Here is a 26,331-nt window from a genome sequence, read left to right on the forward strand (position 1 = left end):
GGAGTCCGGCGGGCCTTCCCTGACCGGAAGGCCCGCCGACCCCGGGACCCCGTATCAGACCCAAAGACTTACAACCCTGAGAGGGATTGACGCATAGTGCTCGACGTCAACTTCTTCGACGAGCTCCGGATCGGCCTGGCCACCGCTGACGACATCCGGCAGTGGAGCCACGGCGAGGTCAAGAAGCCCGAGACCATCAACTACCGCACCCTCAAGCCGGAAAAGGACGGGCTCTTCTGCGAGAAGATCTTCGGTCCGACCCGGGACTGGGAGTGCTACTGCGGCAAGTACAAGCGCGTCCGCTTCAAGGGCATCATCTGCGAGCGCTGTGGCGTCGAGGTCACGCGCGCCAAGGTGCGCCGTGAGCGGATGGGCCACATCGAGCTGGCCGCTCCCGTCACGCACATCTGGTACTTCAAGGGCGTTCCGTCGCGGCTGGGCTACCTGCTCGACCTCGCCCCGAAGGACCTGGAGAAGGTCATCTACTTCGCGGCGTACATGATCACGTACGTCGACGAGGAGCGCCGTACGCGCGACCTGCCCTCGCTGGAGGCCCACGTCTCCGTCGAGCGCCAGCAGATCGAGCAGCGCCGCGACGCCGACCTCGAGGCCCGCGCCAAGAAGCTCGAGACCGACCTGGCCGAGCTGGAGGCCGAGGGTGCCAAGGCCGACGTGCGCCGCAAGGTGCGCGAGGGTGCCGAGCGCGAGATGAAGCAGCTGCGCGACCGTGCGCAGCGCGAGATCGACCGTCTCGACGAGGTGTGGACCCGGTTCAAGAACCTCAAGGTCCAGGACCTCGAGGGCGACGAGCTCCTCTACCGCGAGCTGCGTGACCGCTTCGGCACGTACTTCGACGGCTCGATGGGTGCCGCGGCGCTGCAGAAGCGCCTGGAGTCCTTCGACCTGGAGGAGGAGGCCGAGCGCCTCCGCGAGATCATCCGCACCGGCAAGGGCCAGAAGAAGACCCGCGCCCTGAAGCGGCTGAAGGTCGTGTCCGCCTTCCTGCAGACGTCCAACAGCCCCAAGGGCATGGTGCTGGACTGCGTGCCGGTCATCCCGCCGGACCTGCGTCCGATGGTGCAGCTGGACGGTGGCCGCTTCGCGACCTCCGACCTGAACGACCTGTACCGCCGTGTGATCAACCGCAACAACCGCCTGAAGCGGCTTCTCGACCTCGGCGCGCCCGAGATCATCGTCAACAACGAGAAGCGCATGCTCCAGGAGGCCGTCGACGCCCTCTTCGACAACGGCCGTCGTGGCCGGCCGGTCACCGGTCCCGGTAACCGTCCGCTGAAGTCCCTCAGCGACATGCTGAAGGGCAAGCAGGGTCGTTTCCGTCAGAACCTGCTCGGCAAGCGAGTCGACTACTCGGCGCGTTCCGTCATCGTCGTCGGCCCGCAGCTGAAGCTGCACCAGTGCGGTCTGCCCAAGGCCATGGCGCTGGAGCTCTTCAAGCCGTTCGTGATGAAGCGCCTGGTCGACCTGAACCACGCGCAGAACATCAAGAGCGCGAAGAGGATGGTCGAGCGCGGCCGTACGGTCGTGTACGACGTGCTGGAAGAGGTCATCGCGGAGCACCCGGTTCTGCTGAACCGTGCGCCCACGCTGCACCGCCTCGGCATCCAGGCCTTCGAGCCGCAGCTGGTCGAGGGCAAGGCCATCCAGATCCACCCGCTCGTCTGCACCGCGTTCAACGCGGACTTCGACGGTGACCAGATGGCCGTGCACCTGCCGCTGTCCGCGGAGGCGCAGGCCGAGGCCCGCATCCTGATGCTGTCCTCGAACAACATCCTCAAGCCCGCCGACGGCCGTCCGGTGACGATGCCGACCCAGGACATGGTCCTCGGTCTGTTCTTCCTGACGACCGACGGCGAGATGCGCGACGTCAAGGGCGAGGGCCGGGCCTTCGGGTCCGTGGCCGAGGCCATCATGGCGTTCGACGCGGGCGAGCTCTCGCTGCAGGCGAAGGTCGACATCCGCTTCCCGGTGGGCACCATCCCGCCGCGCGGCTGGACGCCGCCGGCGCGCGAGGAGGGCGAGCCGGAGTGGCAGCAGGGTGACAGCTTCACGCTGCGCACCACGCTGGGCCGCGCGCTCTTCAACGAGCTGCTGCCCGAGGACTACCCGTTCGTCGACTACGAGGTCGGCAAGAAGCAGCTCTCGGAGATCGTCAACGACCTCGCCGAGCGCTACCCGAAGGTCATCGTGGCGGCGACGCTCGACAACCTGAAGGCGTCCGGCTTCTTCTGGGCCACCCGTTCCGGCGTCACCGTCGCGTTCTCCGACATCGTCGGGCCGCCGGAGAAGCCGCGGATCCTCGAGCACTACGAGGAGCAGGCCCTCAAGATCCAGAAGCAGTTCGAGCGTGGTCTCGTCACCAAGGAAGAGCGCACGCAGGAACTGATCGTCATCTGGAACAAGGCCTCCAGCGAGGTCGCCGAGGCGATGCAGGCGAACTTCCCGCGCACCAACCCGATCTTCATCATGATCGAGTCGGGCGCGCGAGGAAACATGATGCAGCTGCGTCAGATCGCCGGTATGCGTGGTCTGGTGTCGAACGCCAAGAACGAGACCATCCCGCGTCCGATCAAGGCGTCGTACCGAGACGGTCTGACCGTGCTCGAGTACTTCATCGCCACCCACGGTGCCCGTAAGGGTCTGGCGGACACCGCTCTGCGTACCGCCGACTCCGGTTACCTCACCCGTCGTCTGGTCGACGTCTCCCAGGACGTCATCATCCGCGAGGAGGACTGCGGCACCGACCGCGGTCTGCGCCTGGCGATCGCCGAGCGGGACGCCGAGGGCGTGCTGCGCAAGGCCTCGGACGTCGAGACGTCCGTGTACGCGCGCTGCCTCGCCGAGGACATCGTGGTCGACGGCCGTGTGCTGGCCCCGGCCGGCACCGACCTCGGTGACGTGCTCATCGACGAGCTGGTCCGCAACGGCGTCGCGGAGGTCAAGACCCGCTCGGTCCTGACCTGTGAGTCCGCCGTCGGCACCTGCGCCATGTGCTACGGCCGCTCGCTGGCCACCGGCAAGCTGGTCGACATCGGTGAGGCGGTCGGCATCATCGCCGCCCAGTCCATCGGTGAGCCCGGTACCCAGCTGACGATGCGTACCTTCCACACCGGTGGTGTGGCCGGTGACGACATCACCCAGGGTCTGCCGCGTGTCGTCGAGCTCTTCGAGGCCCGTACCCCGAAGGGTGTCGCCCCGATCTCCGAGGCCGCCGGCCGCGTGCGGATCGAGGAGACCGAGAAGACGAAGAAGATCGTCGTCACGCCGGACGACGGCAGCGACGAGACGGCCTACCCGATCTCGAAGCGCGCCAAGCTGCTGGTGTCCGAGGGCGACCACGTCGAGGTGGGCCAGAAGCTCACCGCGGGTGCCACCAACCCGCACGACGTGCTGCGCATCCTGGGTCAGCGCGCCGTCCAGGTCCACCTGGTCGGCGAGGTCCAGAAGGTGTACAACTCGCAGGGCGTGTCGATCCACGACAAGCACATCGAGATCATCATCCGGCAGATGCTCCGCCGCGTGACGATCATCGAGTCCGGCGACGCCGAGCTGCTGCCCGGCGAGCTGGTCGAGCGGTCGAAGTTCGAGACCGAGAACCGTCGTGTGGTCCAGGAAGGCGGCCACCCGGCCTCCGGCCGTCCGCAGCTGATGGGTATCACCAAGGCCTCGCTGGCGACCGAGTCGTGGCTGTCGGCGGCGTCCTTCCAGGAGACGACCAGGGTCCTCACGGACGCGGCGATCAACGCCAAGTCCGACTCCCTGATCGGCCTCAAGGAGAACGTCATCATCGGTAAGCTCATCCCGGCCGGTACGGGTCTGTCCCGCTACCGCAACATCCGGGTCGAGCCGACCGAGGAGGCCAAGGCCGCGATGTACTCGGCCGTCGGCTACGACGACATCGACTACTCGCCGTTCGGCACGGGCTCCGGCCAGGCCGTTCCGCTGGAGGACTACGACTACGGGCCGTACAACCAGTAAGCGAGCAGCAGCATGAAGGGCGGTCACCCCTCGGGGTGGCCGCCCTTCGGCGTTCCCTGCGGCACCCGGTCAGCGCCGCGGCTGGAGGTAGGGCTGCAGGTGGTGCAGCCGGGTGTGGTAGTCCGGGTGCGAGGAGAGCAGCCTGCTCAGCGGGCTCTCGGCCGGTGGCGCGCCACCGGTGCGGGCGGCCAGCGCGGCAGCCTCCAGCTGCTCCTGCTGGTGCAGCTTGTCCAGGACGGCGGCCAGCATCGGGGCGAAGCCGAGGGCGGCGGCATGCCGGTCGGCACGGAGCTCGGCCCGGCGGCCGACCGCGGCCAGGGCGTACGGTACGGCGAGGACCAGCAGCGGCAGACCGTACAGCGAGCTGATCGAGGCGAGTACGAGGGAGCCGCCGCACAGCGCGAAGAAGGCCACCCCGAAGCAGGAGAAGGCACGCGACACCCGGAACAGGAAGCCGGTGACGGAGCGCAGCGCGCGCCAGGCCATCCGTCCGGGGAGCGCGTACCAGTAGCCGAGCAGTGAGGACCAGGCGTGGCCGCCGACGTGGTGGCCGAGTTCGTGCGCCATGACCGCGGCCAGCTCGCCGTTGGGCAGATGGTTCATCGAGAAGCGGGTGACTCCGACGATGTGGCCTGCCGCCGCGACCGCGTTGAGGCTGTCGCTGTCCTCCACCCAGAGCTCGTAGGCGCGGCCCTCGATGCCGGCGCGGGCGGTGACCTCACGCCAGACCGGTTCGAGTTTGGCTCGTTCTTGTGGAGTGGGGTAGCGCAAGCGGAGCACATGGCGCGCGACGGCGCTTTCGGTGGGCCGGTGGAAGACGAGTGCGCCGCTGACGAGCCAGGCCAGGACGAGCAGGATCCCGAGCCCACCGAAGAAGAGGGAGACCAGGGTGACGACGAAGAGGCTGCCGAGGAAGTGGGGCAGGTAGACCAGCAGGTTGCCGACGGCCGTGGCGTCGGTCCGGCGTTGCTGGTGGGAGAGGTGCACGCGGCCGCTGTCGGTGGAGATGTGGTGGGGGTGCGGCGGGGTACCCAGGGCGGCAGCGGAGGGGGAGGCCGACAGGGGCGCCTCCGGGGCCGTAGGGGGTTGCTGCGGGTACGCCGGGGGCACGGGGTGTCCCGGGTGCGTGGGGTACTGCGGTGGGACGCCCGGGGGGCCGGGCGGCGTCTGCGGGGGCACCGGGGGCCGGGCGGCGGGGTCCGGATACTCGGGTGGGTACGGCGGCGGCTGGGTCATGGTCGTTCCCGGGGTGTCTCCGATGGGCTACGGCGGCCGGTCGGCAGGTCAGCCGATCAGCAGGGATGCGGGCAGCAGGAGCGTGCCGGCACAGAAGGCGATCAGTCCGGTGCGGATCCACTGGTGCTTGCGCCAGGCGATCCGGCTGTTCTCGGTGAGGGCCGCGGTGAGACCGGCCAGCGGGTCGGCTCCGGTGTCGGCGAGTGCGGTGTCCAGCGCGTCCGTGCGTACGGCGCGCCGGATGTCACCGAAGTACGTCAGAGGCCGGCCCGGTACCCAGTCGCCGGAGCGGTAGCGGGGCAGGACGGCCAGCAGCAGGGCGAGCAGCGAGAGGGTGAGCGAGGCGACCCCGGCCCACCAGACGGCGGTGCCCGAGGCGGACAGGGCCTGCGGAGTCCAGTCGCGTCCGGTGAGCAGGCCGCTGAACACGCCGGCGGTCATGCCGAGCGCGGCGATGAGGACGGACGCCTTGTTGTCGGCGCGCGCGATCTCGCTGCGCAGGTCGCTCAGGAGGCGCTCGCAGAGGCGGGCACGGGCGTCCCGGCCGGCCCGGTCCACGCCCTGTTCGCCGGAGGGACCGCCCGGAGCGGGTGAGCGGAGCGGGTCCGTCGTCGTCACGGGCGGCGGTCCTCCTCCGGGCCGTCGGTCCCGGCCGGGTCGGCCGAGCCGGCCGGTTCCGGCGCGGTGTTCCGCCGCGGGGGTGCGGTCGGGGTGGTGCCGTAGCCGGGAGGCGGCTGCCAGGCGGGCGGGGCCCACGGGGCGCCCTGCGGCATCGGGTACGGCGCGGGGGCGCCCGCGGTCACGGGCGGCGGCGGGGGAGGCGGGGCGCTGGGCACGGGCGGTTGCCAGGCGTACGGGCCCGGGGCGCCGGGTGCGGCGGCGGACGTACCCGGCGCCGGATACGGGGGGTCCGGCGTGCCGGGGCCGCCCGGTGCGGGGGCCGGTGCAGCGGTCGGAGGCGTGGTGGGGAAGGGCGGAGAGGGAACCGTGTACGGGTCAGGGAAGCCGGTGCCCGGGCCCGACGCCGGGGGAGCCCCGGCATCGTCGTCGTCCGGGTCCGTTGGCCCGGCGGGTCCGCCGCCGCCCGCGGCCACCCCGTCCGACGGCGTGGCCTCGTGCCCGTCCGCCGTCTCCGGGCCCGTCGACGGAGCGTGCGGCAGGCCGGGGCCCGGCGGCAGCGGCGCGGGGTCCTGGGACACTCCCGGCAGGCGCTGGTTGAGGATGTCGCTGACGGTGCGCAGGGCCAGCTGCTTGGGGCCCTCCAGTTCGAACTTCTCGGCGGCGTTGCCGCCCAGCAGCTCCTTCACCAGGTCCATCTGCGCCTGGATCATGCGGAGCTGGTCGTCGCGCATGCTCCGCATGACGAGGTGGGAGTCGTCGGGATGCTGGGCGAGGTGCAGGGCCCAGGCCTGTACGCCGCCCTGTTGCAGGTGCCACTGGTAGAAGGCGATCTTCTCTGCCTCGAACCGCTGCATCTCCAGCATGTGCTGCGCCTGCAGGCGGGCGAGCTCATGGTGCTGCCCACTGTTCAGCAGCGCCTGTTCGTGCTGCCAGTGTTGCTGCTGCAGAACGAGTTCCTGCTGCTGACGCCCGTACTCCATGGTCCGCCCCAGCTGCAGGGCGTCCTGCTGCCGGTGGCGGCGGTCCATCTCGACGTCGACCTGCATCCCCTGCTCGGCCACGCGGATCTGCTCGGCGGCGGAGTGGTCGATCGCCTGCAGCCGTTGCTGGTGGTCGATGTCCGCCTGGTTCCGCCGCAGCCGCAGACCCCAGGTGACCTGCAGTCCCGCGGGCGCGCCGAGCGGACCCAGGGCACCGGCCGCCTTCAGCAGCTCCCGCTCGGCCCCGGCGCTGTCCTCCCTCGGGAACCGTCGCGCCACCGGCCGAGCCGCCTGCTGCAACTCACCCAGCAACAGCGCCGGCACGTCCCGGACGCCGCTCGCCACGAACCGGGCCGGGTCGAGCACCTGCCAGGAGACGTCGATCTCGGCCGCGAACTCGAACGCGTCGTTGTCGCTGGGCAGGACGAGCGTCTCCGTGAACGGATGGACGCCCATGTCCACCTCGTACACCGCGGTGTACCGGTGCTTCGCGATCTCGCCGCGCGTCGGCCGCCGGGGCGGCAGGAACGGTTCGTAGCCGCCCTTCGGGGTCGAGAACACCAGCGCGTGATCGATACGGACCAGGTGCTTCAGCGACAGGTCGAAGCGCGACAGCTGCCGCACGGTGAGCACCGGGTCGGTCAGCCGGGTGTGCCGGTCCGCGGACTGCTGCCAGTCGGGCCGGTGGTGGAAGGTGGACATGGCGCGTGTCTCCTCGGGGACGTGCCGGCGTACGTACGTGGGCGGGTCGGGGCGGTCGCCGGTCAGTGCGGCGGCAGCGTGGTGAGCAGACGGGCGGCGACCGGGGGCGGGGGAGCGCCGTCGGTGCCGGGCAGGGTCCGCAGCAGGTGGCTCAGCCGCTGGTGTTCGGTTGCCGTGGTGACGAGCTTCGGCAGCAGCGCGGCGAGCGCCCACTCGGTGGCCGGGGACCGGTCGGCGATGCGCACCCAGAGCTCGAGGACCCCGAGGGCGGCGTAAGTGGTCCGCGGGGAGCCGAGGGCGGCACGCAGGACGAAGGGGAGGTCGATCGCCGCACTGCCGCCCTCAGCCACCGCCCGGGCGTACCAGTCGAGGACCGGGGGAGTGCCGTACTCCTCGTCGTTCTCCGTGTGGTGGCCGGCGTGCACGAGGCCGCGGCACGAGAGTTCGTGCACCCAGCCGCTGTCGTCCAGGTGGGCGCGGAGCTCGGCGAGGACGCGGTCGCCGGCCGGGGAGAGCAGCAGCAGGCCGACGGTGTCGGCGAGGTCGTCCATGACGTCGTCCGGGATGCCGGTGTCGAGGGTGACGCCCAATCTGAGAACGACCGAGCGCAGCGCCGCGAGAGCCTGCTCCGGCCGTTCCGGTCCGATCAGCCCGTACGCCCGTACGGCCACCCATTGCAGCCGTGGATCGTCGCTCTCGCACCACGTGTCGAGGATGCGCGGGACGTTGGGCGTGTCGATGAGATGGGCGAGCGTGAGCGAGTTGACCGCCACCAGCCGGTGACGGGAACGGCTGGAGGTCGCCCACGGCTCGATGACGAGCGCCATCGCGGACGGCAGGTCGGTGCGGGCGAGGACGGCGACGGTGGAGGCGGCCCGCGTGCGGACCAGGGGGCGGCCGTCGTCCGCGAGCCGGCGCAGCCAGTCGATCACCGCGGGCCGCGCGGACGGATGCCCCGTCCACACCTCGCGCAGCACCACCAGGGAGATCCGCTCGTCGACGTATCTGGCCTTCTGCTGGGTGACGGGTCCCCACTCGGTGTGCTCGTCGTCCTCGAACCGCTCGGCGCGGGCCAGTTGCAGCCGCTTGCCGATGTGCGTGCCGAAGACGGGCACCTCGGGCACGCGCGCCGGGTTCTCGGTCTTCTGCAGGAACCGGTACAGCAGGTCGCTGAGCTCCGCGGTGAGCGCGTACGGGCCGCCGTCGAACGCCGCCAGCGCGACCAGGAACGCCTTGTCCCGCAGGTGGACGGCGGTCTCGTCCTCCTCGAACCACTCCTGGACCTGGTTCTCCAGCGAGACGAGCGAGAACTGCGCGACCGCCCGGTCGGTGACCTCCCCGGCGGCGTACCGGGCGAGCAGCCGGGCGAACGCCACCGTCTCCCGCAACTGGTGGGCGCGGCCCAGGAACTCCTTGACGTCCGCGAGACCGAGCAGCCCGGCCACCGTCGTCTCGTCCGTCCAGGTGCGCAGGTGGGCGGCGAGGACCTCGGCGGCGCCGGGGGGCTCCCAGCCGACGGCGGGCACGTCCTCCAGCACGGCGGTGGCACCGACGGTGACGACCAGGTAGGCGTCCTGCTGCTCGAGCCGGTCCCGCACGGCGAGCAGGTGCGGCTCACGCAGCGGGCTGCCGCGGCGGGTGCCCAGGTCGCACAGGACGTAGCCGCGGGCCCGCCCGTCCTCCCGTTGCCCGCCGTCGTCCTGCCCGGCGGCGGCGATCCGCTCGGCGAGCGCGCCGGGGGCGGTGTCGCGGTCCAGCGTGCGTACGGGGGAGGCGCCGAGCCGGTGCAGCAGCGTCAGGGCCGCCGTGCGGCGGCCGGTGAAGCGGGCGCCGGACAGCACCAGCACCCGGTCACGGCGCAGTCCGGCCAGCAGGTCCTCGACGGTCTCCGTGGCGGCGACGAACGAGCCGGCCAGCCGGTCCAGGGTGCTGCGCGGGACCTCCCCCGCGGCCGCGGAGACGGCGGGCAGCCCGGTCGTCCCCAGGGCACCGGAGAAGGTCCAGTGGTGGATCTCCGTCTTGCTGCCCATGATGACGTCGCCGGTGACCCGGCCGCCGCTGACGCCGTGCTGGTCGCCGCCGACCAGGCTGCCGCCGAAGCGGGTGCGGGTGCCGACGTTCATGGTGCGAGGAGCGTGGTCGACCAGGTCGCGCCGTGCCGACCAGGCGTTCTGCGGCTGGTCCCGCTCCTCCGGCTCCTCGGCGGCGCCGTCCTTGCCGGTGTCGTCCGCGGTGCCGTCGGTCTGCTGGTCCGGCGTGGCGGAGGCGTCGTCCCCGTGCGGCTCCTGCGGGCTCATGCCGGCTCACCCCGCCCGGCCGGGCCGCGGTCGCCCATGACGACGTCGCCGGTGACCCGGCCGCCGCTGACGCCGTGCTGGTCCCGGCCGACGAAGCTGCCGCCGAAGCGCACGGAGCCGCCGTTGAAGGTGACGACCGGGCCCGGCGCCGGGGCTTCCCCCGATCCGGCCGGCGCCGGGCGGTCCCCGGGGAGGCCCGGACCGCCCGTGGCCTCCCCGTCCCCCGTTCCCCCGTGCCCCCGTCCGGCCTCCCCGTCCTCCCGGGCGGCCGGTACCGGCCCGTGCAGCCACGCCCTCAGCGGGCCGTTCTTGCTGTCCACCGTCACGGGGTGGAAGTCCGCGGCCGGGATGCCGGGGTGGTCGTGCCGTACGACACCGGTGTACAGGGCGTCCGAGACGCACAGGGCGAAGTCGTCGCGCCGTTCGCGCAGGGCGGCGCGGAGGAGGCGGGCGTCCAGGAGCCGGCACGCGTGGTTCAGGTCGGAACCGACCCAGCCGCCGTGCCGGTCGACGGCCACGTATCCGGTGGCGAGGACACCGCGCAGCCGGATCTGCGCCGAGCGGGAGGCCATGCGGTTGACCGTCCGCAGCTGTGCGGGGACCTCGGTGAGCAGAGCCCGCAGCAGTGCGGTGACGGAGGCGCCCGCGTCGATGAGCTCCATGACGGAGTCGCCGCGGTCGGCCCGGACGCGACGCGTCTCGTCGACGCCGGCCGCCTCCAGGGCGCGGTCGGTGATGTCGTACAGCATGCGCCGCAGGTACGCCTGCTCCACGTCGTCCCGGTCGCTGAACCTCTCGATGTCCAGCAGCAGGATCGTGCGGCTCACGGGGTCGTTCATGGTCGCCCTTCACAACGGTGGGAGTGCCGTGCAGGGCAGCAGAGTGGCGTGAGCCGGGTGGGGGGTGTGAGGGCGGATGACGCAGTAGAAGTGTGACCACGTGCACAGAACGGGGCTAGCGGATCTCCCACCGCGGTTCGGTCCGGCCGTTCCAGGGCTCAGGCGCCGCAGGCGCGGGCGGGGAGGGGAGCTCCGGAGCCGGGTGCCCGGTGGCCGCCATGCGCCGCAGGATGTCGGGACGCAGGATCAGCAGGGCGCGCCGGCCCGTGACGACCGCGTCCTTCTCGCGCAGTTCCCGCAGCAGGCGCTGGACCATCTCGCGGGAGGCGCCCACCGAGCCCGCCAGCTCCTGTTTGCTGAGCGGGACGGCGAGCTCGACGCCTTCGGCGGTGCGGCGGCCGTGCGTGCGGGCCAGGTCCAGCAGCAGGACGGCGAACCGCTGCCGCACGTTCATCGACGCGAACTCCAGGCGCCGCCGGTCGGCCGCCCGGGTGCGGTCCGCCGTGAGGCCCAGCAGCGCGAAGGAGACAGCGGGGGAACGGTTGAGGAAGTCCTTGAACCGCTCGTGCTCCACGGCCACCGCCCGCACCGGCTCCAGCGCGGTGACGGTCGCCGACCGCGGCCGCCCGGTGAGGGCCGCGGACTCACCCACGATGTCCCCCGGACCGCGCAGGGCGAGCAGCGCCTCGTAACCGCTGGCCGCCGACGCTGTGACCTTCGTCCAGCCCTGTACCAGGAAGAGGACGTGCGACGACGGCTCACGCTGGTGGAGCAGGATCACCCGGGCCGCGAAACGCAGCTCCCGGCCGAAGGACAGCAGCGCCGTGCGGTCCTCGCTCTCCAGTCGCGCCAGGAACGGCACGCGGTCGTCCAGGCCTCCGTCGTCCGCCGCGTACGGCACCGTCCTCATCAGCTCAATCCCCCGTTCGGCGCAGGACCGATCAAGGTACTGAACGGCCGGTATCACGTTTCCGTGAAGGACTCGATCCGGCCAATCCCGCCGAAACGCCGCCCGCCGGCACCTCCCGCCGTACGGCCTGCGGTTCCTCCCGGTGGGAGGGGCATGGACAACCCCGGCAAAAGGCGAGGACAGAGGCGGGAAAGTCCGGCGTGTCGGGCCACGCTCCATTTGTTTTGACCGAAGACCATGCGGTAGGTACGCTCAGACCTTGTGCCTGGGGTGTGCCCTGGCTCTGCTGCGTGCCTTCGACCGCAGACGGGGCCATAAGCGGCCACCGTGATCTGCGCCCTTTCTGCCTCGCGGCAGGAGCCCGCGGGATTCGACACACCCGACCGCGTGGGTCGGCGACGTTCCAGGTTAGCTTCACCTATCGGCACACAGAAACCGGAGAAGTAGTGCCTACGATCCAGCAGCTGGTCCGTAAGGGCCGGCAGGACAAGGTCGAGAAGAACAAGACGCCCGCACTCGAGGGTTCCCCTCAGCGTCGCGGCGTCTGCACGCGTGTGTTCACGACCACCCCGAAGAAGCCGAACTCGGCCCTGCGTAAGGTCGCGCGTGTGCGTCTGACCAGCGGGATCGAGGTCACCGCTTACATTCCGGGTGAGGGTCACAACCTGCAGGAGCACTCCATCGTGCTCGTGCGTGGTGGCCGTGTGAAGGACCTGCCGGGTGTTCGCTACAAGATCATCCGTGGTTCGCTCGACACCCAGGGTGTCAAGAACCGCAAGCAGGCCCGCAGCCGTTACGGCGCCAAGAAGGAGAAGTAAGAATGCCTCGTAAGGGCCCCGCCCCGAAGCGCCCGGTCATCATCGACCCGGTCTACGGTTCTCCTCTGGTGACCTCCCTGATCAACAAGGTGCTGCTGAACGGCAAGCGCTCCACCGCCGAGCGCATCGTCTACGGCGCCATGGAGGGCCTGCGCGAGAAGACCGGCAACGACCCGGTCATCACCCTGAAGCGCGCTCTCGAGAACATCAAGCCGACCCTCGAGGTCAAGTCCCGCCGTGTCGGTGGCGCCACCTACCAGGTCCCGGTCGAGGTCAAGCCCGGCCGTGCCAACACCCTGGCGCTGCGCTGGCTGGTCGGTTACTCCCGCGCCCGTCGCGAGAAGACCATGACCGAGCGTCTGCTCAACGAGCTTCTCGACGCTTCGAACGGCCTCGGTGCGGCCGTCAAGAAGCGCGAGGACACCCACAAGATGGCCGAGTCCAACAAGGCCTTCGCGCACTACCGCTGGTAGTCGCTACCCACATCGAGACCGAGAGAAGACTGAAGCCTTATGGCTACCACTTCACTTGACCTGGCCAGGGTCCGCAACATCGGGATCATGGCCCACATCGACGCGGGCAAGACGACGACGACCGAGCGGATCCTGTTCTACACCGGCGTCTCGTACAAGATCGGTGAGGTCCACGACGGCGCTGCCACGATGGACTGGATGGAGCAGGAGCAGGAGCGTGGCATCACGATCACGTCTGCTGCGACCACCTGTCACTGGCCGCTCGAGGACAACGACTACACCATCAACATCATCGACACCCCGGGGCACGTCGACTTCACCGTCGAGGTGGAGCGCTCCCTGCGTGTGCTCGACGGTGCTGTCACGGTGTTCGACGGTGTCGCCGGTGTCGAGCCGCAGTCCGAGACGGTGTGGCGTCAGGCCGACCGTTACGGCGTGCCGCGCATCTGCTTCGTGAACAAGCTGGACCGGACCGGCGCCGAGTTCCACCGCTGCGTGGACATGATCTCGGACCGCCTGGGCGCCCAGCCGCTCGTCATGCAGCTGCCGATCGGTGCCGAGGCCGACTTCAAGGGTGTCGTGGACCTGGTCCGCATGAAGGCGCTCGTGTGGTCCGCCGAGGCCGCGAAGGGCGAGATGTACGACGTCGTCGACATCCCGGCCACGCACACCGAGGCCGCCGAGGAGTGGCGCGGCAAGCTGCTCGAGGCCGTCGCGGAGAACGACGAAGAGATCATGGAGCTGTACCTGGAGGGCGAGGAGCCCACCGAGGAGCAGCTGTACGCCGCGATCCGTCGTATCACCATCGCCTCCGGCAAGGGCGAGGGCACCACGGTCACCCCGGTGTTCTGCGGTACCGCGTTCAAGAACAAGGGCGTCCAGCCCCTGCTCGACGCCGTCGTGCGCTACCTCCCCACCCCGCTCGACGTCGAGGCCATCGAGGGCCACGCCGTGGGCAACCCGGAGGAGGTCGTCAAGCGCAAGCCGTCCGACGACGAGCCGCTGTCCGCGCTGGCGTTCAAGATCATGAGCGACCCGCACCTCGGCAAGCTCACCTTCGTCCGGGTCTACTCGGGCCGCCTGGAGTCCGGCACGCAGGTGCTGAACTCCGTCAAGGGCAAGAAGGAGCGCATCGGCAAGATCTACCGCATGCACGCCAACAAGCGTGAGGAGATCGAGTCGGTGGGCGCCGGCGACATCGTCGCCGTCATGGGCCTGAAGCAGACCACCACCGGTGAGACGCTGGCCGACGACAAGAACCCGGTGATCCTGGAGTCCATGGACTTCCCGGCGCCGGTCATCGAGGTCGCCATCGAGCCCAAGTCCAAGGGTGACCAGGAGAAGCTGGGTGTCGCCATCCAGCGTCTCGCGGAGGAGGACCCCTCCTTCCAGGTGCACACCAACGAGGAGACCGGCCAGACCGTCATCGGCGGTATGGGCGAGCTTCACCTCGAGGTGCTCGTCGACCGCATGAAGCGCGAGTTCAAGGTCGAGGCGAACGTCGGCAAGCCGCAGGTCGCCTACCGCGAGACGATCCGCAAGGCCGTCGAGCGCGTCGACTACACGCACAAGAAGCAGACCGGTGGTACCGGCCAGTTCGCCAAGGTGCAGATCGCGATCGAGCCGATCGAGGGCGGCGACGCCTCGTACGAGTTCGTGAACAAGGTCACCGGTGGACGCATCCCGAAGGAGTACATCCCTTCGGTGGACGCCGGTGCGCAGGAGGCCATGCAGTTCGGCATCCTCGCCGGTTACGAGATGACCGGCGTGCGCGTCACCCTGATCGACGGTGCCTACCACGAGGTCGACTCCTCCGAGCTGGCGTTCAAGATCGCCGGTTCGCAGGCCTTCAAGGAGGCCGCGCGCAAGGCCAGCCCCGTGCTGCTCGAGCCGATGATGGCCGTCGAGGTCACCACGCCCGAGGACTACATGGGCGAGGTCATCGGTGACATCAACTCCCGCCGTGGCCAGATCCAGGCCATGGAGGAGCGTGCCGGTGCCCGCGTCGTGAAGGGCCTGGTCCCGCTGTCGGAGATGTTCGGCTACGTCGGCGACCTCCGCAGCAAGACGTCGGGTCGCGCGAGCTACTCGATGCAGTTCGACTCCTACGCCGAGGTTCCGCGGAACGTCGCCGAGGAGATCATCGCGAAGGCCAAGGGCGAGTAACGCACAGCGTTCCGACGCTTTAGGCTTGACTCCGGAGCCTCGTGGGGCATTCCGCCGGTCACCTGCGAAAGCCGGTGGAGCGGGAGGAATGCCCCAGGGCCCGGGATTTAACAGCAAAGATCACCTGGCGCCGATGAAGTAAGGCGTACCAGAACCACTCCCAGGAGGACCCCAGTGGCGAAGGCGAAGTTCGAGCGGACTAAGCCGCACGTCAACATCGGCACCATCGGTCACATCGACCACGGTAAGACGACCCTCACGGCCGCCATTACCAAGGTGCTGCACGACGCGTACCCGGACCTGAACGAGGCCACCGCGTTCGACAACATCGACAAGGCGCCCGAGGAGCGTCAGCGCGGTATCACCATCTCCATCGCGCACGTCGAGTACCAGACGGAGGAGCGTCACTACGCCCACGTCGACTGCCCGGGTCACGCCGACTACATCAAGAACATGATCACGGGTGCGGCGCAGATGGACGGCGCCATCCTCGTGGTCGCCGCCACCGACGGCCCGATGCCGCAGACCAAGGAGCACGTGCTCCTGGCCCGCCAGGTCGGCGTCCCCTACATCGTCGTCGCCCTGAACAAGGCCGACATGGTGGACGACGAGGAGATCCTGGAGCTCGTCGAGCTCGAGGTGCGTGAGCTCCTCTCCGAGTACGAGTTCCCCGGCGACGACGTCCCGGTCGTCAAGGTCTCCGCGCTCAAGGCCCTCGAGGGCGACGAGCAGTGGACCAAGTCGGTCCTGGAGCTCATGCAGGCCGTCGACACCGCGATCCCGCAGCCGGAGCGCGACGTCGACAAGCCGTTCCTCATGCCGATCGAGGACGTCTTCACGATCACCGGTCGCGGTACGGTCGTCACCGGCCGTATCGAGCGTGGTGTCCTGAAGGTCAACGAGACCGTGGACATCATCGGTATCAAGCAGGAGAAGACCACCACCACGGTCACCGGCATCGAGATGTTCCGCAAGCTGCTCGACGAGGGCCAGGCCGGTGAGAACGTCGGTCTGCTCCTCCGTGGCATCAAGCGCGAGGACGTCGAGCGCGGCCAGGTCATCATCAAGCCCGGTTCGGTCACGCCGCACACCGAGTTCGAGGCCCAGGCCTACATCCTGTCGAAGGACGAGGGTGGCCGCCACACCCCGTTCTTCAACAACTACCGTCCGCAGTTCTACTTCCGTACGACGGACGTGACCGGCGTCGTGACCCTCCCCGAGGGCACCGAGATGGTCATGCCGGGTGACAACACCGAGATGAAGGTGGAGCTCATCCAGCCCGTCGCCATGGAGGAGGGCCTCAAGTTCGCCATCCGTGAGGGTGGCCGTACCGTGGGCGCCGGCCAGGTCACCAAGATCAACAAGTGAGTCCACTCGCTTGAGGGTCGCCTGACCTGAGAGGGCCCGTACGACTTCGGTCGTACGGGCCCTCTCGCGTTTCCGGTGGCCTTGCTCCGGCATGTGCCGGACGTATTTTCGGCCGATCGCAGATGCAAGTCGTTCACGACCTCGCGCCTCACTGCACCTTCACGCGCCCCCCGCTCACTCCAGTCGCTTCGTCAGCGTGTACTCCGTGATCCCCGGAGGGTAGTCGGGAATCACGCACACCACCTCGTAGCCCTGCTTCAGGTAGAAACCGGGCGCCTGGAAGTCCCAGGTCTCCAGGCGGGAGTCGCGGCAGCCGCGTTCCTCGCGGGCGATGCGTTCGGTCTCGGACAGAATGCGGGACCCCAGGCCCCGCTCGCGGTACCGTGCGTCGACCCACAGGAACGTCACGTGGAGCCAGCCCGCCCAGGTGTGCCCGACCGTGCCGCCCGCGAGCTCTCCACCCTCGTCCAGCGCCCAGACCTGGAGCGGTACCTCCCGGTCGTCCGGGGTCTCGCGCAGGGCGCGGAGGACCGGGGACGCCGCCGTGTTGGTCTCCCTGAGCCGGGAACGCAGGAACTGGGTGCGTTCTTTGTCGACTTCTGTCTCGATACGAAACATGCGGCTCACCCTAAACGGGTCGGCCAATCAGTTCTGCAAATTACCTTCCCCTCCCCGCCCCCGGCCTTACCCTGATGAGCAGCACCGGTGGGGGCCGGTGCCGATCAGGGGGCGAAAGAGTCGGGTACGACGCCCGGAGTGGGGGGCGGCAGTCACAGCGCGGCGGCGGCCGTGCGGCTGTGGCACCCCGTTCCCGGGCCGGTTCCCACGGTCCGGGGCACAGCCCCGGGCGCCGTACCTGCGCCGACCGTCACCCGTCCGGCCTTGTGGGTCTCCCCTGCTCTGACAGGAGCTCGGGGAAGGGGGTTTCGTGGTTCGCATCCGAGTCCTGGTCGTCGACGACCACCGGATCTTCGCCGAGTCGCTCGCCGCGGCCCTCGCCGCCGAGCCCGACGTCGACGTCTCCGCGGCCGGCAGCGGTCCCGCCGCACTGCGCTCACTGGAGCGCGCGGCGGCGGAGGGGCGCAAGTTCGACGTGATGCTCGTGGACGCCGACCTGGGGGGCAACGTACCCGGGTCGCGCCCCGCCGTGCCCGTACAGGAGGGCAACGAGGACGGGCTGGTGGACGGCATCTCGCTCGTCGCCGGGGTGCGCTCCGGACAGCCGAGCGTACGGACGGTCGTGCTCGCGGAGAAGGACGACCCGCGGCGCGCCGCCCTCGCCCTGCAGGCCGGCGCCTCGGGCTGGGTCGCCAAGGACTGCTCGCTGTCCCGGCTGCTCACCGTCATCCGCGGGGTGCTGCGCGAGGAGACGCACCTGCCGCCCGCCCTGCTCACCGGCGTGCTCCGCGAGCTCACCGCCGCGCGCAAGCACCGCACCGAGAGCGAGCGGCTGGTGGAGTCCCTCACGCCGCGCGAGCGCGAGGTGCTGCGGTGCATGGTGGCGGGACTGGGGCGCAAGGCCGTCGCCGAGCGCCTGTTCCTCTCCCCGCACACCGTCCGCACCCATATGCAGAACGTCCTCGGGAAGCTCGGCGTCCACTCCACCCTCGCCGCCGTGGCCCTCGCCCGGCGCGCCGGGGTCGGACCCGTCGACCTAGCCGGGGATGTTGTCGAACGGGGCGGTCAGCTGGCGTAGCAGCCCGGCCAGTTCACCCCGTTGGGCGCGCGACAGCTCGGCGAGGATCGCCCGCTCCTGGTCCAGGAGTCCGGCGAGGGCCTGGTCCGCGCGGTCCCGGCCTTCGTCGGTGAGCCGGACCAGTACACCCCGCCGGTCACTGGGGTCGGGCAGCCGCTCCACCAGGCCCTTCTTGGCCAGCCGGTCGATACGGTTCGTCATCGTGCCCGAGGTGACCAGGGTCTGGGTCAGCAGCTGGCCGGGCGAGAGCTGGTACGGGGAGCCGGCGCGCCGGAGCGCGGTCAGGACGTCGAACTCCCACGGCTCCAGGTTGTGCTCGGAGAAGGCCAGCCGACGGGCGCGGTCCAGGTGCCGGGCCAGCCTGCTCACCCGGCTGAGTACTTCCAGCGGCTCCACATCGAGGTCCGGGCGCTCGCGGCGCCACGCTGCGACCAGTCGATCGACCTCGTCCTCCATGGAGATCAGTGTAGTGGTTGTGTCGACATGAAGTCTCTTGACGTCAAGATGCCTTGCGTACGACAGTGGCGCCGGAGCGAGAAGACGACGCACGAGGACGAGGAGCCCCACCGTGTCCGCCACCACCCCCGTCTGGGACCCGCACCAGTACCTGCGCCACTCGGGTCACCGCGCCCGCGCCTTCGTCGACCTCCTGGCCCGGGTGCCTGCCCTCCCCGCCGAGCGCCCCCGCATCGCCGACCTCGGCTGCGGCCCCGGCAACGTCACCCGGCTGCTCGCCGAGCGGTGGCCCGCCGCACACATCACGGGCCTGGACAGCTCCGAGCGGATGCTCGCCGAGGCCCGGTCCCTCGCCGGTCCCACCCCGGGCGGTGGCCGCCTCGACTTCCGGCACGCCGACGCGCGGACCTGGACGCCCACGGAACCGTACGATCTGATCATCAGCAACGCCACGCTGCAGTGGGTGCCCGGGCACCTCGACCGGTTCGCCGCCTGGACGGACGCCCTCGTGCCCGGTGGCGTATTCGCCTTCCAGGTACCGGGCAACTTCGGCGCGCCCAGCCACCGCCTGATGCGCGAGCTGGCCGGTTCGGCGCGCTGGAGGGACCGGCTCGGCGGGGTGCTCCGCCACGAGGACGCGGTGCACGGTCCGGCGGTCTACCTGGAGGCGCTGGCCGGGCTCGGCTGCGAGGCGGACGTCTGGGAGACCACGTACCAGCAGGTCCTGCAGGGGGACGACGCGGTACTGGACTGGGTGAAGGGGACGGGCCTGCGGCCGGTGCTCACCGAGCTGGGCGGGGACGCGGACGCTTTCGTGGAGGAGTACCGGGTCCTGCTGCGGGAGGCGTATCCGGCGGGGGCGCACGGGACGGTGTTCCCGTTCCGGCGGGTGTTCGGGGTGGCGCGGATAGAGGCTAAAGCTTCCTCGAAGCGTCCACTGTGATGTCGATGTCGATGTCGTACGGGGCGGTCAGCTTGAGCCGGTCGTGGTGGATGCCGGTAAGCGCGTACACCTTGTTCACCGGGTCGATCTCGTACGTCTTGATCACCGGGTGCTAATTCGGCTCGGTCATCTCCACCAGCCAGAAGTGCGGGATGCCGGCGGCGGCGTATTTGCCGGGCTTGCTGTCGTGGTCGCGAGCCTGCGAGTCGGGGGAGACGACTTCCACGGCCAGCAGCACATCCCGGGCCTGGAACCGGGTCTGGGTGAAATCGGAGACAACTTCCGCACGGACGATGCTGACGTCGGGTTCCGGGCCGTTGCGGCGGTCCAGCACCACGGTCATCTCGCGTTCGACGCTCAAGTTCTCCGGCAGCGTCGACCGCAGGCCATTGACCAGTAGTTCCATCATCTTGTTGTGGAAACGTCGCTGCGGACTCGCGAGAACCAGGCTCCCGTCGATCAACTCGGTGTGCGGCGGGAGGCCGGGCAGCGTGAACAGGTCGTCCACCGTGTAGCCCTCGGGCGGCGGCACGGGCCAGCGGGTGCCGGACCGCTCGTCGGCGGGCTCGGGGGTCGGCTCGGCGATCGGCTCGGCAGTCATGGTGATCCCTCCCATGGACGGGATCCTGGGCCTTCGCCACCACCGTAGCCGCCTGAACCAGCGAGTGGTCATCACGAAGAGTGATCAGATGCTCGGCGCTGTCAGTTCTTCCTGTGTCCTATCAGCCGGGGCTTCTGCTCCAGCCCGTCCAGCCCGTGCCACGCCAGGTTCACCAGATGCGCCGCCACCTCGGCCTTCTTCGGGCGGCGCACGTCCAGCCACCACTGGCCCGTCAGCGCCACCATGCCGACCAGCGCCTGCGCGTACAGCGGCGCGAGCTTGGGGTCGAAGCCGCGGCTCTTGAACTCGCGGCCCAGGATGTCCTCCACCTGGGTGGCGATGTCCGAGATGAGAGACGCGAAGGAACCCGTGGACTGCGGGATGGGGGAGTCGCGGACCAGGATGCGGAAGCCGTCCGTGTACTCCTCGATGTAGTCCAGGAGCGCGAAGGCGGCCTGCTCGCACAGTTCGCGGGGGTGGCCGGCGGTGAGGGAGCCGGTCACCATGTCCAGCAGGCGCCGCATCTCGCGGTCCACCACCACCGCGTACAGGCCCTCCTTGCCGCCGAAGTGCTCGTACACCACCGGCTTGGAGACCCCGGCCTTCGCCGCGATCTCCTCCACCGACGTGCCTTCGAAGCCCTTGGCGGCGAACAGGGTGCGGCCGATCTCGAGGAGCTGCTGACGTCTCTCGGCGCCCGTCATCCGAGTCCGGCGAGTGCGCCGCGGCTTGTCACTGCTGGGAGTACTGCTCGAATCGGTCGCCACCCGCCCATCATGCCGCCTTGACGGCCGCCTTCTTGCGTCGGGAGCCGTCCTGGTCCGTGTTGCGGCGGGAATCGATACGCGAGCGTGACGGCCAGCGCACGTCGTACGCCCAGCCGAACTGCTCGAACCAGCGGATCAGCCGGGCCGAGGAGTCCAGCTGCCCGCGCTCCACACCGTGCCGCGCGGAGGTCGGGTCCGCGTGGTGCAGGTTGTGCCAGGACTCACCGCAGGACAGGATCGCGAGCCACCACACGTTGCCGGAACGGTCACGCGACCTGAACGGGCGCTTGCCGACCGCGTGGCAGATCGAGTTGATCGACCAGGTGACGTGGTGCAGGAGGGCCACCCGGACCAGCGAGCCCCAGAAGAACGCCGTGAACGCGCCCCACCAGGACATCGTCACCAGACCGCCGATCAGCGCGGGCAGCAGGAGGGACAGCGCCGTCCACAGGACGAACTGGCGGGAGACCGCGCGGAGTGCCGGGTCCCTGATCAGGTCCGGCGCGTACTTCTCCTGCGGGGTCTGCTCCTCGTCGAACATCCAGCCGACGTGCGCCCACCACAGGCCCTTCAACAGCGCCGGGACCGTCTCCCCGTACCGCCAGGGCGAGTGCGGGTCGCCCTCCGCGTCGGAGAACTTGTGGTGCCTGCGGTGGTCCGCCACCCAGCGCACCAGCGGCCCCTCGACCGCCATCGAACCCGCGATCGCCAGCGCGACCTTCAGCGGACGCTTCGCCTTGAACGAACCGTGCGTGAAGTGCCGGTGGAAACCGATCGTGATGCCGTGGCAGCCCAGGAAGTAGAAGAACACGAGCAGGCCGAGGTCCAGCCAGCTCACGCCCCACCCCCAGGCCAGCGGCACCGCCGCCACCAGCGCCAGGAACGGGACGGTGATGAACGCCAGCAGCGCCAGCTGCTCGACCGAGCGCTTCTGCTCGCCGCCCAGCGTCGCCGAGGGCAGGGGGGTGTCGGTCGCGGAGGTGGCGGAGGCGGCCCGGGAACCCTTGGTATCCGCGGCTCCTCCGGATGCCTTGGCTGTCGTGGATGCCTTGGTCCCATCGGGACCGTTCGCCTCCGGGGCGTCTTCGATCACATCGGAGCTTGTGGTCATGGGGCGTCCCCTGTGGGGTCGAGGATCGGGGCAGGTGCCCGCGGCGGCGGTCCGTGGGGGACGGTGGGGCTCCCTACGGTTCCGTAACCTACGGCATCGTAAGTATGGCAGCGCGGTGGCCGGCGGCAAGAGCCCTTGAGCCCGCGCGTCCCCATGGACCCCTTCGACACCTATCCTTGATGTCGGTCGGACAGCGCGGTCCGCTGCGAAATACTGCCCGGTCGCCCGGCCGTACGCGGCTCAGCCGCCCGGCCGGCAGCCGGGTGCCCCCCTCCCAGACGAGCTTCAACACTGCAACTGCAAGGAGCCGCACCTGTGAGCAGTGCCGACGACCAGACCACGACGGTCAGCAGTGAGCTGCGTGCCGATATCCGCCGCCTCGGCGACCTGCTGGGCGAGACGCTCGTCCGGCAGGAGGGCCCGGAACTCCTGGAGCTGGTCGAGAAGGTCCGCCGCCTCACCCGTGAGGACGGTGAAGCCGCCGCCGAACTGCTGCGCGGCACCGAACTGGAGACCGCGGCCAAGCTGGTCCGCGCCTTCTCCACCTACTTCCACCTCGCCAACGTCACCGAACAGGTCCACCGCGGCCGGGAACTGCGCGCCAGGCGCTCCGCCGAGGGCGGCCTCCTCGCCCGCACGGCCGACCGCCTCAAGGACGCCGACCCCGAACACCTGCGCGAGACCGTCGCCAACCTCAACGTGCGGCCCGTCTTCACCGCCCACCCCACCGAGGCCGCCCGGCGCTCCGTCCTCAACAAGCTCCGCCGCATCGCCGCCCTCCTCGAAACCCCGGTCATCGAGTCCGACCGGCGCCGCCACGACATCCGTCTCGCCGAGAACATCGACCTCGTCTGGCAGACCGACGAACTCCGCGTCGTCCGCCCCGAACCCGCCGACGAGGCCCGCAACGCCATCTACTACCTCGACGAACTCCACGCGAACGCCGTCGGCGACGTCCTCGAGGACCTCACCGCCGAACTCGAACGCGTCGGCGTGACCCTCCCCGACGACACCCGCCCGCTCACCTTCGGCACCTGGATCGGCGGCGACCGCGACGGCAACCCCAACGTCACCCCGCAGGTCACCTGGGACGTGCTGATCCTCCAGCACGAACACGGCATCAACGACGCCCTCGACCTCATCGACGAGCTGCGCGGCTTCCTCTCCAACTCCATCCGCTACACCGGCGCCACCGAGGAACTCCTCGCCTCGCTCCAGGCCGACCTCGAGGCCCTCCCCGAGATCAGCCCCCGCTACAAGCGCCTCAACGCCGAGGAGCCCTACCGGCTCAAGGCCACCGCCATCCGGCAGAAGCTGGAGAACACCAAGCAGCGCCTCGCCAAGGGCACCCCCCACCGTGAGGGCCACGACTACCTCGGCACCGCCGAACTCCTCGACGACCTCGTCCTCATCCAGACCTCCCTGCGCGAGCACCGCGGCGGCCTCTTCGCCGACGGCCGGATGAACCGCACCATCCGCACCCTCGCCGCCTTCGGCCTCCAGCTCGCCACCATGGACGTCCGCGAACACGCCGACGCCCACCACCACGCGCTCGGCCAGCTCTTCGACCGCCTCGGCGAGGAGTCCTGGCGCTACGAGGACATGCCCCGCGAGTACCGGCACAAGCTGCTCGCCAAGGAACTCCGCAGCAGGCGGCCCCTCGCGCCGACCCCCGCCCCGCTCGACGCGGCCGGGAGCAAGACCCTCGGCGTCTTCGAGACCGTCAAGCGGGCCCTGGAGGTCTTCGGACCCGAGGTCATCGAGTCGTACATCATCTCCATGTGCCAGGGCGCCGACGACGTCTTCGCCGCCACCGTCCTCGCCCGCGAGGCCGGACTCATCGACCTCCACGCCGGCTGGGCCAGGATCGGCATCGTGCCGCTGCTGGAGACCACCGACGAGCTCAAGGCCGCCGACACCATCCTGGAGGACATGCTCTCCGACCCCTCCTACCGGCGCCTCGTCTCCCTGCGCGGCGACGTCCAGGAGGTCATGCTCGGCTACTCCGACTCCTCCAAGTTCGGCGGCATCACCACCAGCCAGTGGGAGATCCACCGCGCCCAGCGCCGCCTGCGCGACGTCGCCCACCGCTACGGCGTACGGCTCCGCCTCTTCCACGGCCGCGGGGGAACCGTCGGACGCGGCGGCGGCCCCTCCCACGACGCGATCCTCGCCCAGCCCTGGGGCACCCTCGAAGGCGAGATCAAGGTCACCGAACAGGGCGAGGTCATCTCCGACAAGTACCTCGTGCCGTCCCTCGCCAGGGAGAACCTCGAACTCACCGTCGCGGCCACCCTCCAGGCCTCCGCCCTGCACACCGCGCCCCGCCAGTCCGTCGAGGCCCTCGCCCGCTGGGACGCCGCCATGGACGTCGTCTCCGACGCCGCCCACGCCGCCTACCGCAAGCTGGTCGAGGACCCCGACCTGCCCTCCTACTTCTTCGCCGCCACCCCCGTCGACCAGCTCGCCGACCTGCACCTCGGATCGCGCCCCTCACGGCGCCCCGACTCCGGCGCCGGCCTCGACGGACTGCGCGCCATCCCCTGGGTGTTCGGCTGGACCCAGTCCCGGCAGATCGTCCCCGGCTGGTTCGGCGTCGGCTCCGGCCTCAAGGCACTGCGCGAGGCCGGCCTCGACAGCGTCCTGGAAGAGATGCACGAACAGTGGCACTTCTTCCGCAACTTCGTCTCCAACGTCGAGATGACCCTCGCCAAGACCGACCTCAGGATCGCCCGCCACTACGTCGAGACCCTCGTCCCCGAGGAGCTCCGCCACGTCTTCGCCACCATCGAGGCCGAGCACGAGCTCACCGTCCGCGAGATCCTCCGCATCACCGGCGAGGAGAAGCTGCTGGACGCCAACCCCGTCCTCCAGCAGACCTTCGCCATCCGCGACGCCTACCTCGACCCGATCAGCTACCTCCAGGTCGCGCTCCTCAAGCGCCAGCGCGACGCCGCCGCCGCGGGCGCCGAACCCGACCCGCTGCTGGCCCGCGCCCTGCTGCTCACCGTCAACGGCGTGGCGGCCGGCCTGCGCAACACCGGCTGAGACACCCGGTGCTCATGGTGGTGCCCCGTGGCCGTACGGCCACGGGGCACCACCATGAGCAGCCACCACCCTCAGAGCGCGACGTACGCCGCCGTGATCAGGGCCAGTCCCACGCCACCCAGCACCCACGCCGACCGGCTCATCCGCAGACCGCCCGCCACCACCACCGAGCTCAGCAGCAGCGCACCGCCCAGCGGCACCCACGCGTACAGCAGCCCCGAGGCACCGGTACGGACCACGTCGACGCTGCCGCCGTCGCCGCCGGGCTTCACCGCGACCGAGTAGGTCCCGCCCTCGTCCACCGCCACCGAGTCGTCGATCACGACCCGGTGCCGCGCCTCGGACCCCGGCGAGACCGGTGTGTACGGCCCCGCGCACACGTCCTCGCCGCACTCCGTCACCTTCATCGTGCCCTGCTCGCGCCCCTTGCTGAGCATCACGTGCTGGGCCGTGCCCCAGGACGCCCACACCCCGGCGACCAGGATCAGCGCGGCGACCGTACCCATCGCCGCGAGACGGCCGAACCGCAGCACGGTGCGCGCGCCCCGGCGGGTCCTGCGCGACGCTGACCTGGCTGGCACGGCTGACCTGGCTGGCATGGCGGCGATAATTGGCCATGGCGCCGCGATCGGTCAACTTTCGGCCGAGAATGCGGGTGGACAAGTCGGCAGTTGTCCGCGTACGTCACTGCCCGATCAGGAGTTGTACGAGCTCTGCGCCCGCTCCAGCCCCTCCGCGAGCAGACACTCCACCGCGTCCGCCGCCCGGTCCACGAAGTAGTCCAGCTCCTTGCGCTCCGCCGCCGAGAAGTCCTTCAGCACGAAGTCCGCCACCTGCATCCGGCCCGGCGGCCGCCCGATCCCGAACCGCACCCGGTGGTAGTCCGGCCCCATCGCCTTCGTCATCGACTTCAGCCCGTTGTGACCGTTGTCCCCACCGCCCAGCTTCAGGCGCAGGGTCCCGTAGTCGATGTCCAGCTCGTCATGGACCGCCACGATGTTGCCCACCGGCACCTTGTAGAACTCCCGCAGCGCGTTCACCGGACCGCCCGACAGGTTCATGTACGACGTCGGCTTGACCAGCACCACCCGGCGGCTGCCCGGACCGGGCGGACCGATCCGCCCCTCGACCACCTGCGCCTGCGCCTTCTGGGCCCGCTTGAACTTCCCGCCGATCCGCTCCGCCAGCAGATCCGCCACCATGAACCCCACGTTGTGCCGGTTCATGGCGTACCCGGGGCCCGGATTGCCCAGGCCCACCACGAGCCAGGGGGCGCCCGCGTCGGTCGTCACGTCCATGTCTC

The 26,331-nt window shown here is 70.2% G+C and carries 20 protein-coding genes and 1 pseudogene; 8 read left to right on the forward strand and 13 right to left on the reverse strand.

Going from position 1 to position 26,331, the window contains the following annotated elements; translation table 11 throughout:
- Positions 1 to 96: 96 nt before the first annotated feature.
- Complete coding sequence (locus IEZ04_RS17865; RefSeq protein WP_189217884.1) at positions 97 to 3,996, forward strand: DNA-directed RNA polymerase subunit beta'; 3,900 nt, start codon at positions 97 to 99, stop codon at positions 3,994 to 3,996.
- Positions 3,997 to 4,065: 69 nt separating this feature from the next.
- On the opposite strand, the gene IEZ04_RS17870 is transcribed toward IEZ04_RS17865, so the two are convergent.
- The 6 genes from IEZ04_RS17870 to IEZ04_RS17895 form a co-directional block, all read right to left on the reverse strand.
- The gene (locus tag IEZ04_RS17870) at positions 4,066 to 5,232 is read right to left on the reverse strand and encodes a M48 family metalloprotease (protein ID WP_189217885.1); all 1,167 of its coding nucleotides are present in this window, start codon (positions 5,230 to 5,232) and stop codon (positions 4,066 to 4,068) included.
- Positions 5,233 to 5,280: 48 nt separating this feature from the next.
- A complete protein-coding gene (locus IEZ04_RS17875; protein WP_373296326.1) occupies positions 5,281 to 5,850 on the reverse strand; it encodes a Pycsar system effector family protein in 570 nt (189 codons plus the stop codon).
- Entirely contained in the window at positions 5,847 to 7,535 is a 1,689-nt protein-coding gene (locus tag IEZ04_RS17880; RefSeq protein ID WP_189217886.1) for a hypothetical protein, read from the reverse strand. Before IEZ04_RS17880 ends, IEZ04_RS17875 begins: the two co-directional genes overlap by 4 nt.
- Before the next feature lie 62 nt (positions 7,536 to 7,597).
- The gene (locus IEZ04_RS17885; RefSeq protein ID WP_229821098.1) at positions 7,598 to 9,832 is read right to left on the reverse strand and encodes a hypothetical protein; all 2,235 of its coding nucleotides are present in this window, start codon (positions 9,830 to 9,832) and stop codon (positions 7,598 to 7,600) included.
- Positions 9,829 to 10,671, reverse strand: coding sequence for a hypothetical protein (locus IEZ04_RS17890; protein ID WP_189217887.1), 843 nt, complete (start codon positions 10,669 to 10,671; stop codon positions 9,829 to 9,831). The genes IEZ04_RS17885 and IEZ04_RS17890 overlap by 4 nt, the downstream gene beginning before the upstream one ends.
- Before the next feature lie 115 nt (positions 10,672 to 10,786).
- Positions 10,787 to 11,581: a Crp/Fnr family transcriptional regulator gene (locus IEZ04_RS17895; protein ID WP_189217888.1), complete on the reverse strand. Its 795-nt coding sequence runs from the start codon at positions 11,579 to 11,581 to the stop codon at positions 10,787 to 10,789.
- A gap of 446 nt (positions 11,582 to 12,027) precedes the next feature.
- Between IEZ04_RS17895 and rpsL the strand changes: the two genes are divergently transcribed.
- From rpsL to tuf, 4 genes are all read left to right on the forward strand, one after another.
- Positions 12,028 to 12,399, forward strand: coding sequence for a 30S ribosomal protein S12 (rpsL, locus tag IEZ04_RS17900; protein ID WP_003948652.1), 372 nt, complete (start codon positions 12,028 to 12,030; stop codon positions 12,397 to 12,399).
- Positions 12,400 to 12,401: 2 nt separating this feature from the next.
- On the forward strand, positions 12,402 to 12,872 hold the full coding sequence (gene rpsG / locus IEZ04_RS17905) for a 30S ribosomal protein S7 (RefSeq protein WP_003998848.1): 471 nt from the start codon (positions 12,402 to 12,404) through the stop codon (positions 12,870 to 12,872).
- A gap of 39 nt (positions 12,873 to 12,911) precedes the next feature.
- Complete coding sequence (gene fusA, locus IEZ04_RS17910) at positions 12,912 to 15,038, forward strand: elongation factor G (RefSeq protein ID WP_189217889.1); 2,127 nt, start codon at positions 12,912 to 12,914, stop codon at positions 15,036 to 15,038.
- A 174-nt stretch (positions 15,039 to 15,212) separates the two neighbouring features.
- Complete coding sequence (tuf, locus tag IEZ04_RS17915; protein ID WP_189217890.1) at positions 15,213 to 16,406, forward strand: elongation factor Tu; 1,194 nt, start codon at positions 15,213 to 15,215, stop codon at positions 16,404 to 16,406.
- A gap of 174 nt (positions 16,407 to 16,580) precedes the next feature.
- Here the strand turns inward: tuf and IEZ04_RS17920 are convergent, their stop codons facing one another.
- Entirely contained in the window at positions 16,581 to 17,024 is a 444-nt protein-coding gene (locus IEZ04_RS17920; RefSeq protein ID WP_189217891.1) for a GNAT family N-acetyltransferase, read from the reverse strand.
- A 310-nt stretch (positions 17,025 to 17,334) separates the two neighbouring features.
- Here IEZ04_RS17920 and IEZ04_RS17925 point away from each other — a divergent pair, with 310 nt between their 5' ends.
- Positions 17,335 to 18,102 (forward strand): LuxR C-terminal-related transcriptional regulator, encoded by a 768-nt coding sequence (locus tag IEZ04_RS17925; RefSeq protein ID WP_189217892.1) that lies wholly within the window; start codon positions 17,335 to 17,337, stop codon positions 18,100 to 18,102.
- On the opposite strand, the gene tamR is transcribed toward IEZ04_RS17925, so the two are convergent.
- Positions 18,061 to 18,558: a MarR family transcriptional regulator TamR gene (gene tamR / locus IEZ04_RS17930; protein ID WP_189217893.1), complete on the reverse strand. Its 498-nt coding sequence runs from the start codon at positions 18,556 to 18,558 to the stop codon at positions 18,061 to 18,063. The two genes, IEZ04_RS17925 and tamR, sit on opposite strands and share 42 nt — an antisense overlap.
- A gap of 112 nt (positions 18,559 to 18,670) precedes the next feature.
- Between tamR and IEZ04_RS17935 the strand changes: the two genes are divergently transcribed.
- Positions 18,671 to 19,501 (forward strand): trans-aconitate 2-methyltransferase, encoded by an 831-nt coding sequence (locus tag IEZ04_RS17935; protein ID WP_189217894.1) that lies wholly within the window; start codon positions 18,671 to 18,673, stop codon positions 19,499 to 19,501.
- Here the strand turns inward: IEZ04_RS17935 and IEZ04_RS17940 are convergent.
- The 3 genes and pseudogenes from IEZ04_RS17940 to IEZ04_RS17950 form a co-directional block, all read right to left on the reverse strand.
- Positions 19,473 to 20,102: pseudogene (locus tag IEZ04_RS17940) on the reverse strand (Uma2 family endonuclease). The gene IEZ04_RS17935 and the pseudogene IEZ04_RS17940 overlap by 29 nt on opposite strands.
- A 101-nt stretch (positions 20,103 to 20,203) precedes the next feature.
- Entirely contained in the window at positions 20,204 to 20,869 is a 666-nt protein-coding gene (locus IEZ04_RS17945; RefSeq protein WP_189217895.1) for a TetR/AcrR family transcriptional regulator, read from the reverse strand.
- Between the two features lie 7 nt (positions 20,870 to 20,876).
- Positions 20,877 to 21,980, reverse strand: coding sequence for an acyl-CoA desaturase (locus tag IEZ04_RS17950; RefSeq protein ID WP_229821099.1), 1,104 nt, complete (start codon positions 21,978 to 21,980; stop codon positions 20,877 to 20,879).
- 315 nt (positions 21,981 to 22,295) lie between these two features.
- On the opposite strand from IEZ04_RS17950, the gene ppc reads away from it, so the two are divergent.
- On the forward strand, positions 22,296 to 25,028 hold the full coding sequence (gene ppc, locus IEZ04_RS17955; protein WP_189217896.1) for a phosphoenolpyruvate carboxylase: 2,733 nt from the start codon (positions 22,296 to 22,298) through the stop codon (positions 25,026 to 25,028).
- A 71-nt stretch (positions 25,029 to 25,099) separates the two neighbouring features.
- Here the strand turns inward: ppc and IEZ04_RS17960 are convergent, their stop codons facing one another.
- Together IEZ04_RS17960 and pth are read right to left on the reverse strand one after the other, a co-directional pair.
- On the reverse strand, positions 25,100 to 25,627 hold the full coding sequence (locus IEZ04_RS17960; protein WP_373296327.1) for a hypothetical protein: 528 nt from the start codon (positions 25,625 to 25,627) through the stop codon (positions 25,100 to 25,102).
- A gap of 96 nt (positions 25,628 to 25,723) precedes the next feature.
- Positions 25,724 to 26,326 carry an aminoacyl-tRNA hydrolase gene (gene pth / locus IEZ04_RS17965; protein ID WP_189217897.1) on the reverse strand — a complete coding sequence of 201 codons (603 nt, stop codon included), beginning with the start codon at positions 26,324 to 26,326 and terminating at the stop codon, positions 25,724 to 25,726.
- Positions 26,327 to 26,331: the final 5 nt, after the last annotated feature.

The organism is Streptomyces ruber (assembly GCF_014648075.1).
Classification (GTDB): Bacteria; Actinomycetota; Actinomycetes; order Streptomycetales; family Streptomycetaceae; genus Streptomyces; species Streptomyces ruber.

Excerpts from the sequence above, each read along its gene's own strand:
- IEZ04_RS17870 (WP_189217885.1), bottom strand. The coding sequence starts at position 5,232 with ATGACCCAGCCGCCGCCGTACCCACCCGAGTATCCGGACCCCGCCGCC.
- IEZ04_RS17880 (WP_189217886.1), bottom strand. The coding sequence starts at position 7,535 with ATGTCCACCTTCCACCACCGGCCCGACTGGCAGCAGTCCGCGGACCGG.
- IEZ04_RS17885 (WP_229821098.1), bottom strand. The coding sequence starts at position 9,832 with ATGAGCCCGCAGGAGCCGCACGGGGACGACGCCTCCGCCACGCCGGAC.
- IEZ04_RS17890 (WP_189217887.1), bottom strand. The coding sequence starts at position 10,671 with ATGAACGACCCCGTGAGCCGCACGATCCTGCTGCTGGACATCGAGAGG.
- IEZ04_RS17895 (WP_189217888.1), bottom strand. The coding sequence starts at position 11,581 with ATGAGGACGGTGCCGTACGCGGCGGACGACGGAGGCCTGGACGACCGC.
- rpsG (WP_003998848.1), top strand. The coding sequence starts at position 12,402 with ATGCCTCGTAAGGGCCCCGCCCCGAAGCGCCCGGTCATCATCGACCCG.
- fusA (WP_189217889.1), top strand. The coding sequence starts at position 12,912 with ATGGCTACCACTTCACTTGACCTGGCCAGGGTCCGCAACATCGGGATC.
- IEZ04_RS17920 (WP_189217891.1), bottom strand. The coding sequence starts at position 17,024 with ATGTTTCGTATCGAGACAGAAGTCGACAAAGAACGCACCCAGTTCCTG.
- tamR (WP_189217893.1), bottom strand. The coding sequence starts at position 18,558 with ATGGAGGACGAGGTCGATCGACTGGTCGCAGCGTGGCGCCGCGAGCGC.
- IEZ04_RS17950 (WP_229821099.1), bottom strand. The coding sequence starts at position 21,980 with ATGACCACAAGCTCCGATGTGATCGAAGACGCCCCGGAGGCGAACGGT.
- IEZ04_RS17960 (WP_373296327.1), bottom strand. The coding sequence starts at position 25,627 with ATGCCAGCCAGGTCAGCCGTGCCAGCCAGGTCAGCGTCGCGCAGGACC.
- pth (WP_189217897.1), bottom strand. The coding sequence starts at position 26,326 with ATGGACGTGACGACCGACGCGGGCGCCCCCTGGCTCGTGGTGGGCCTG.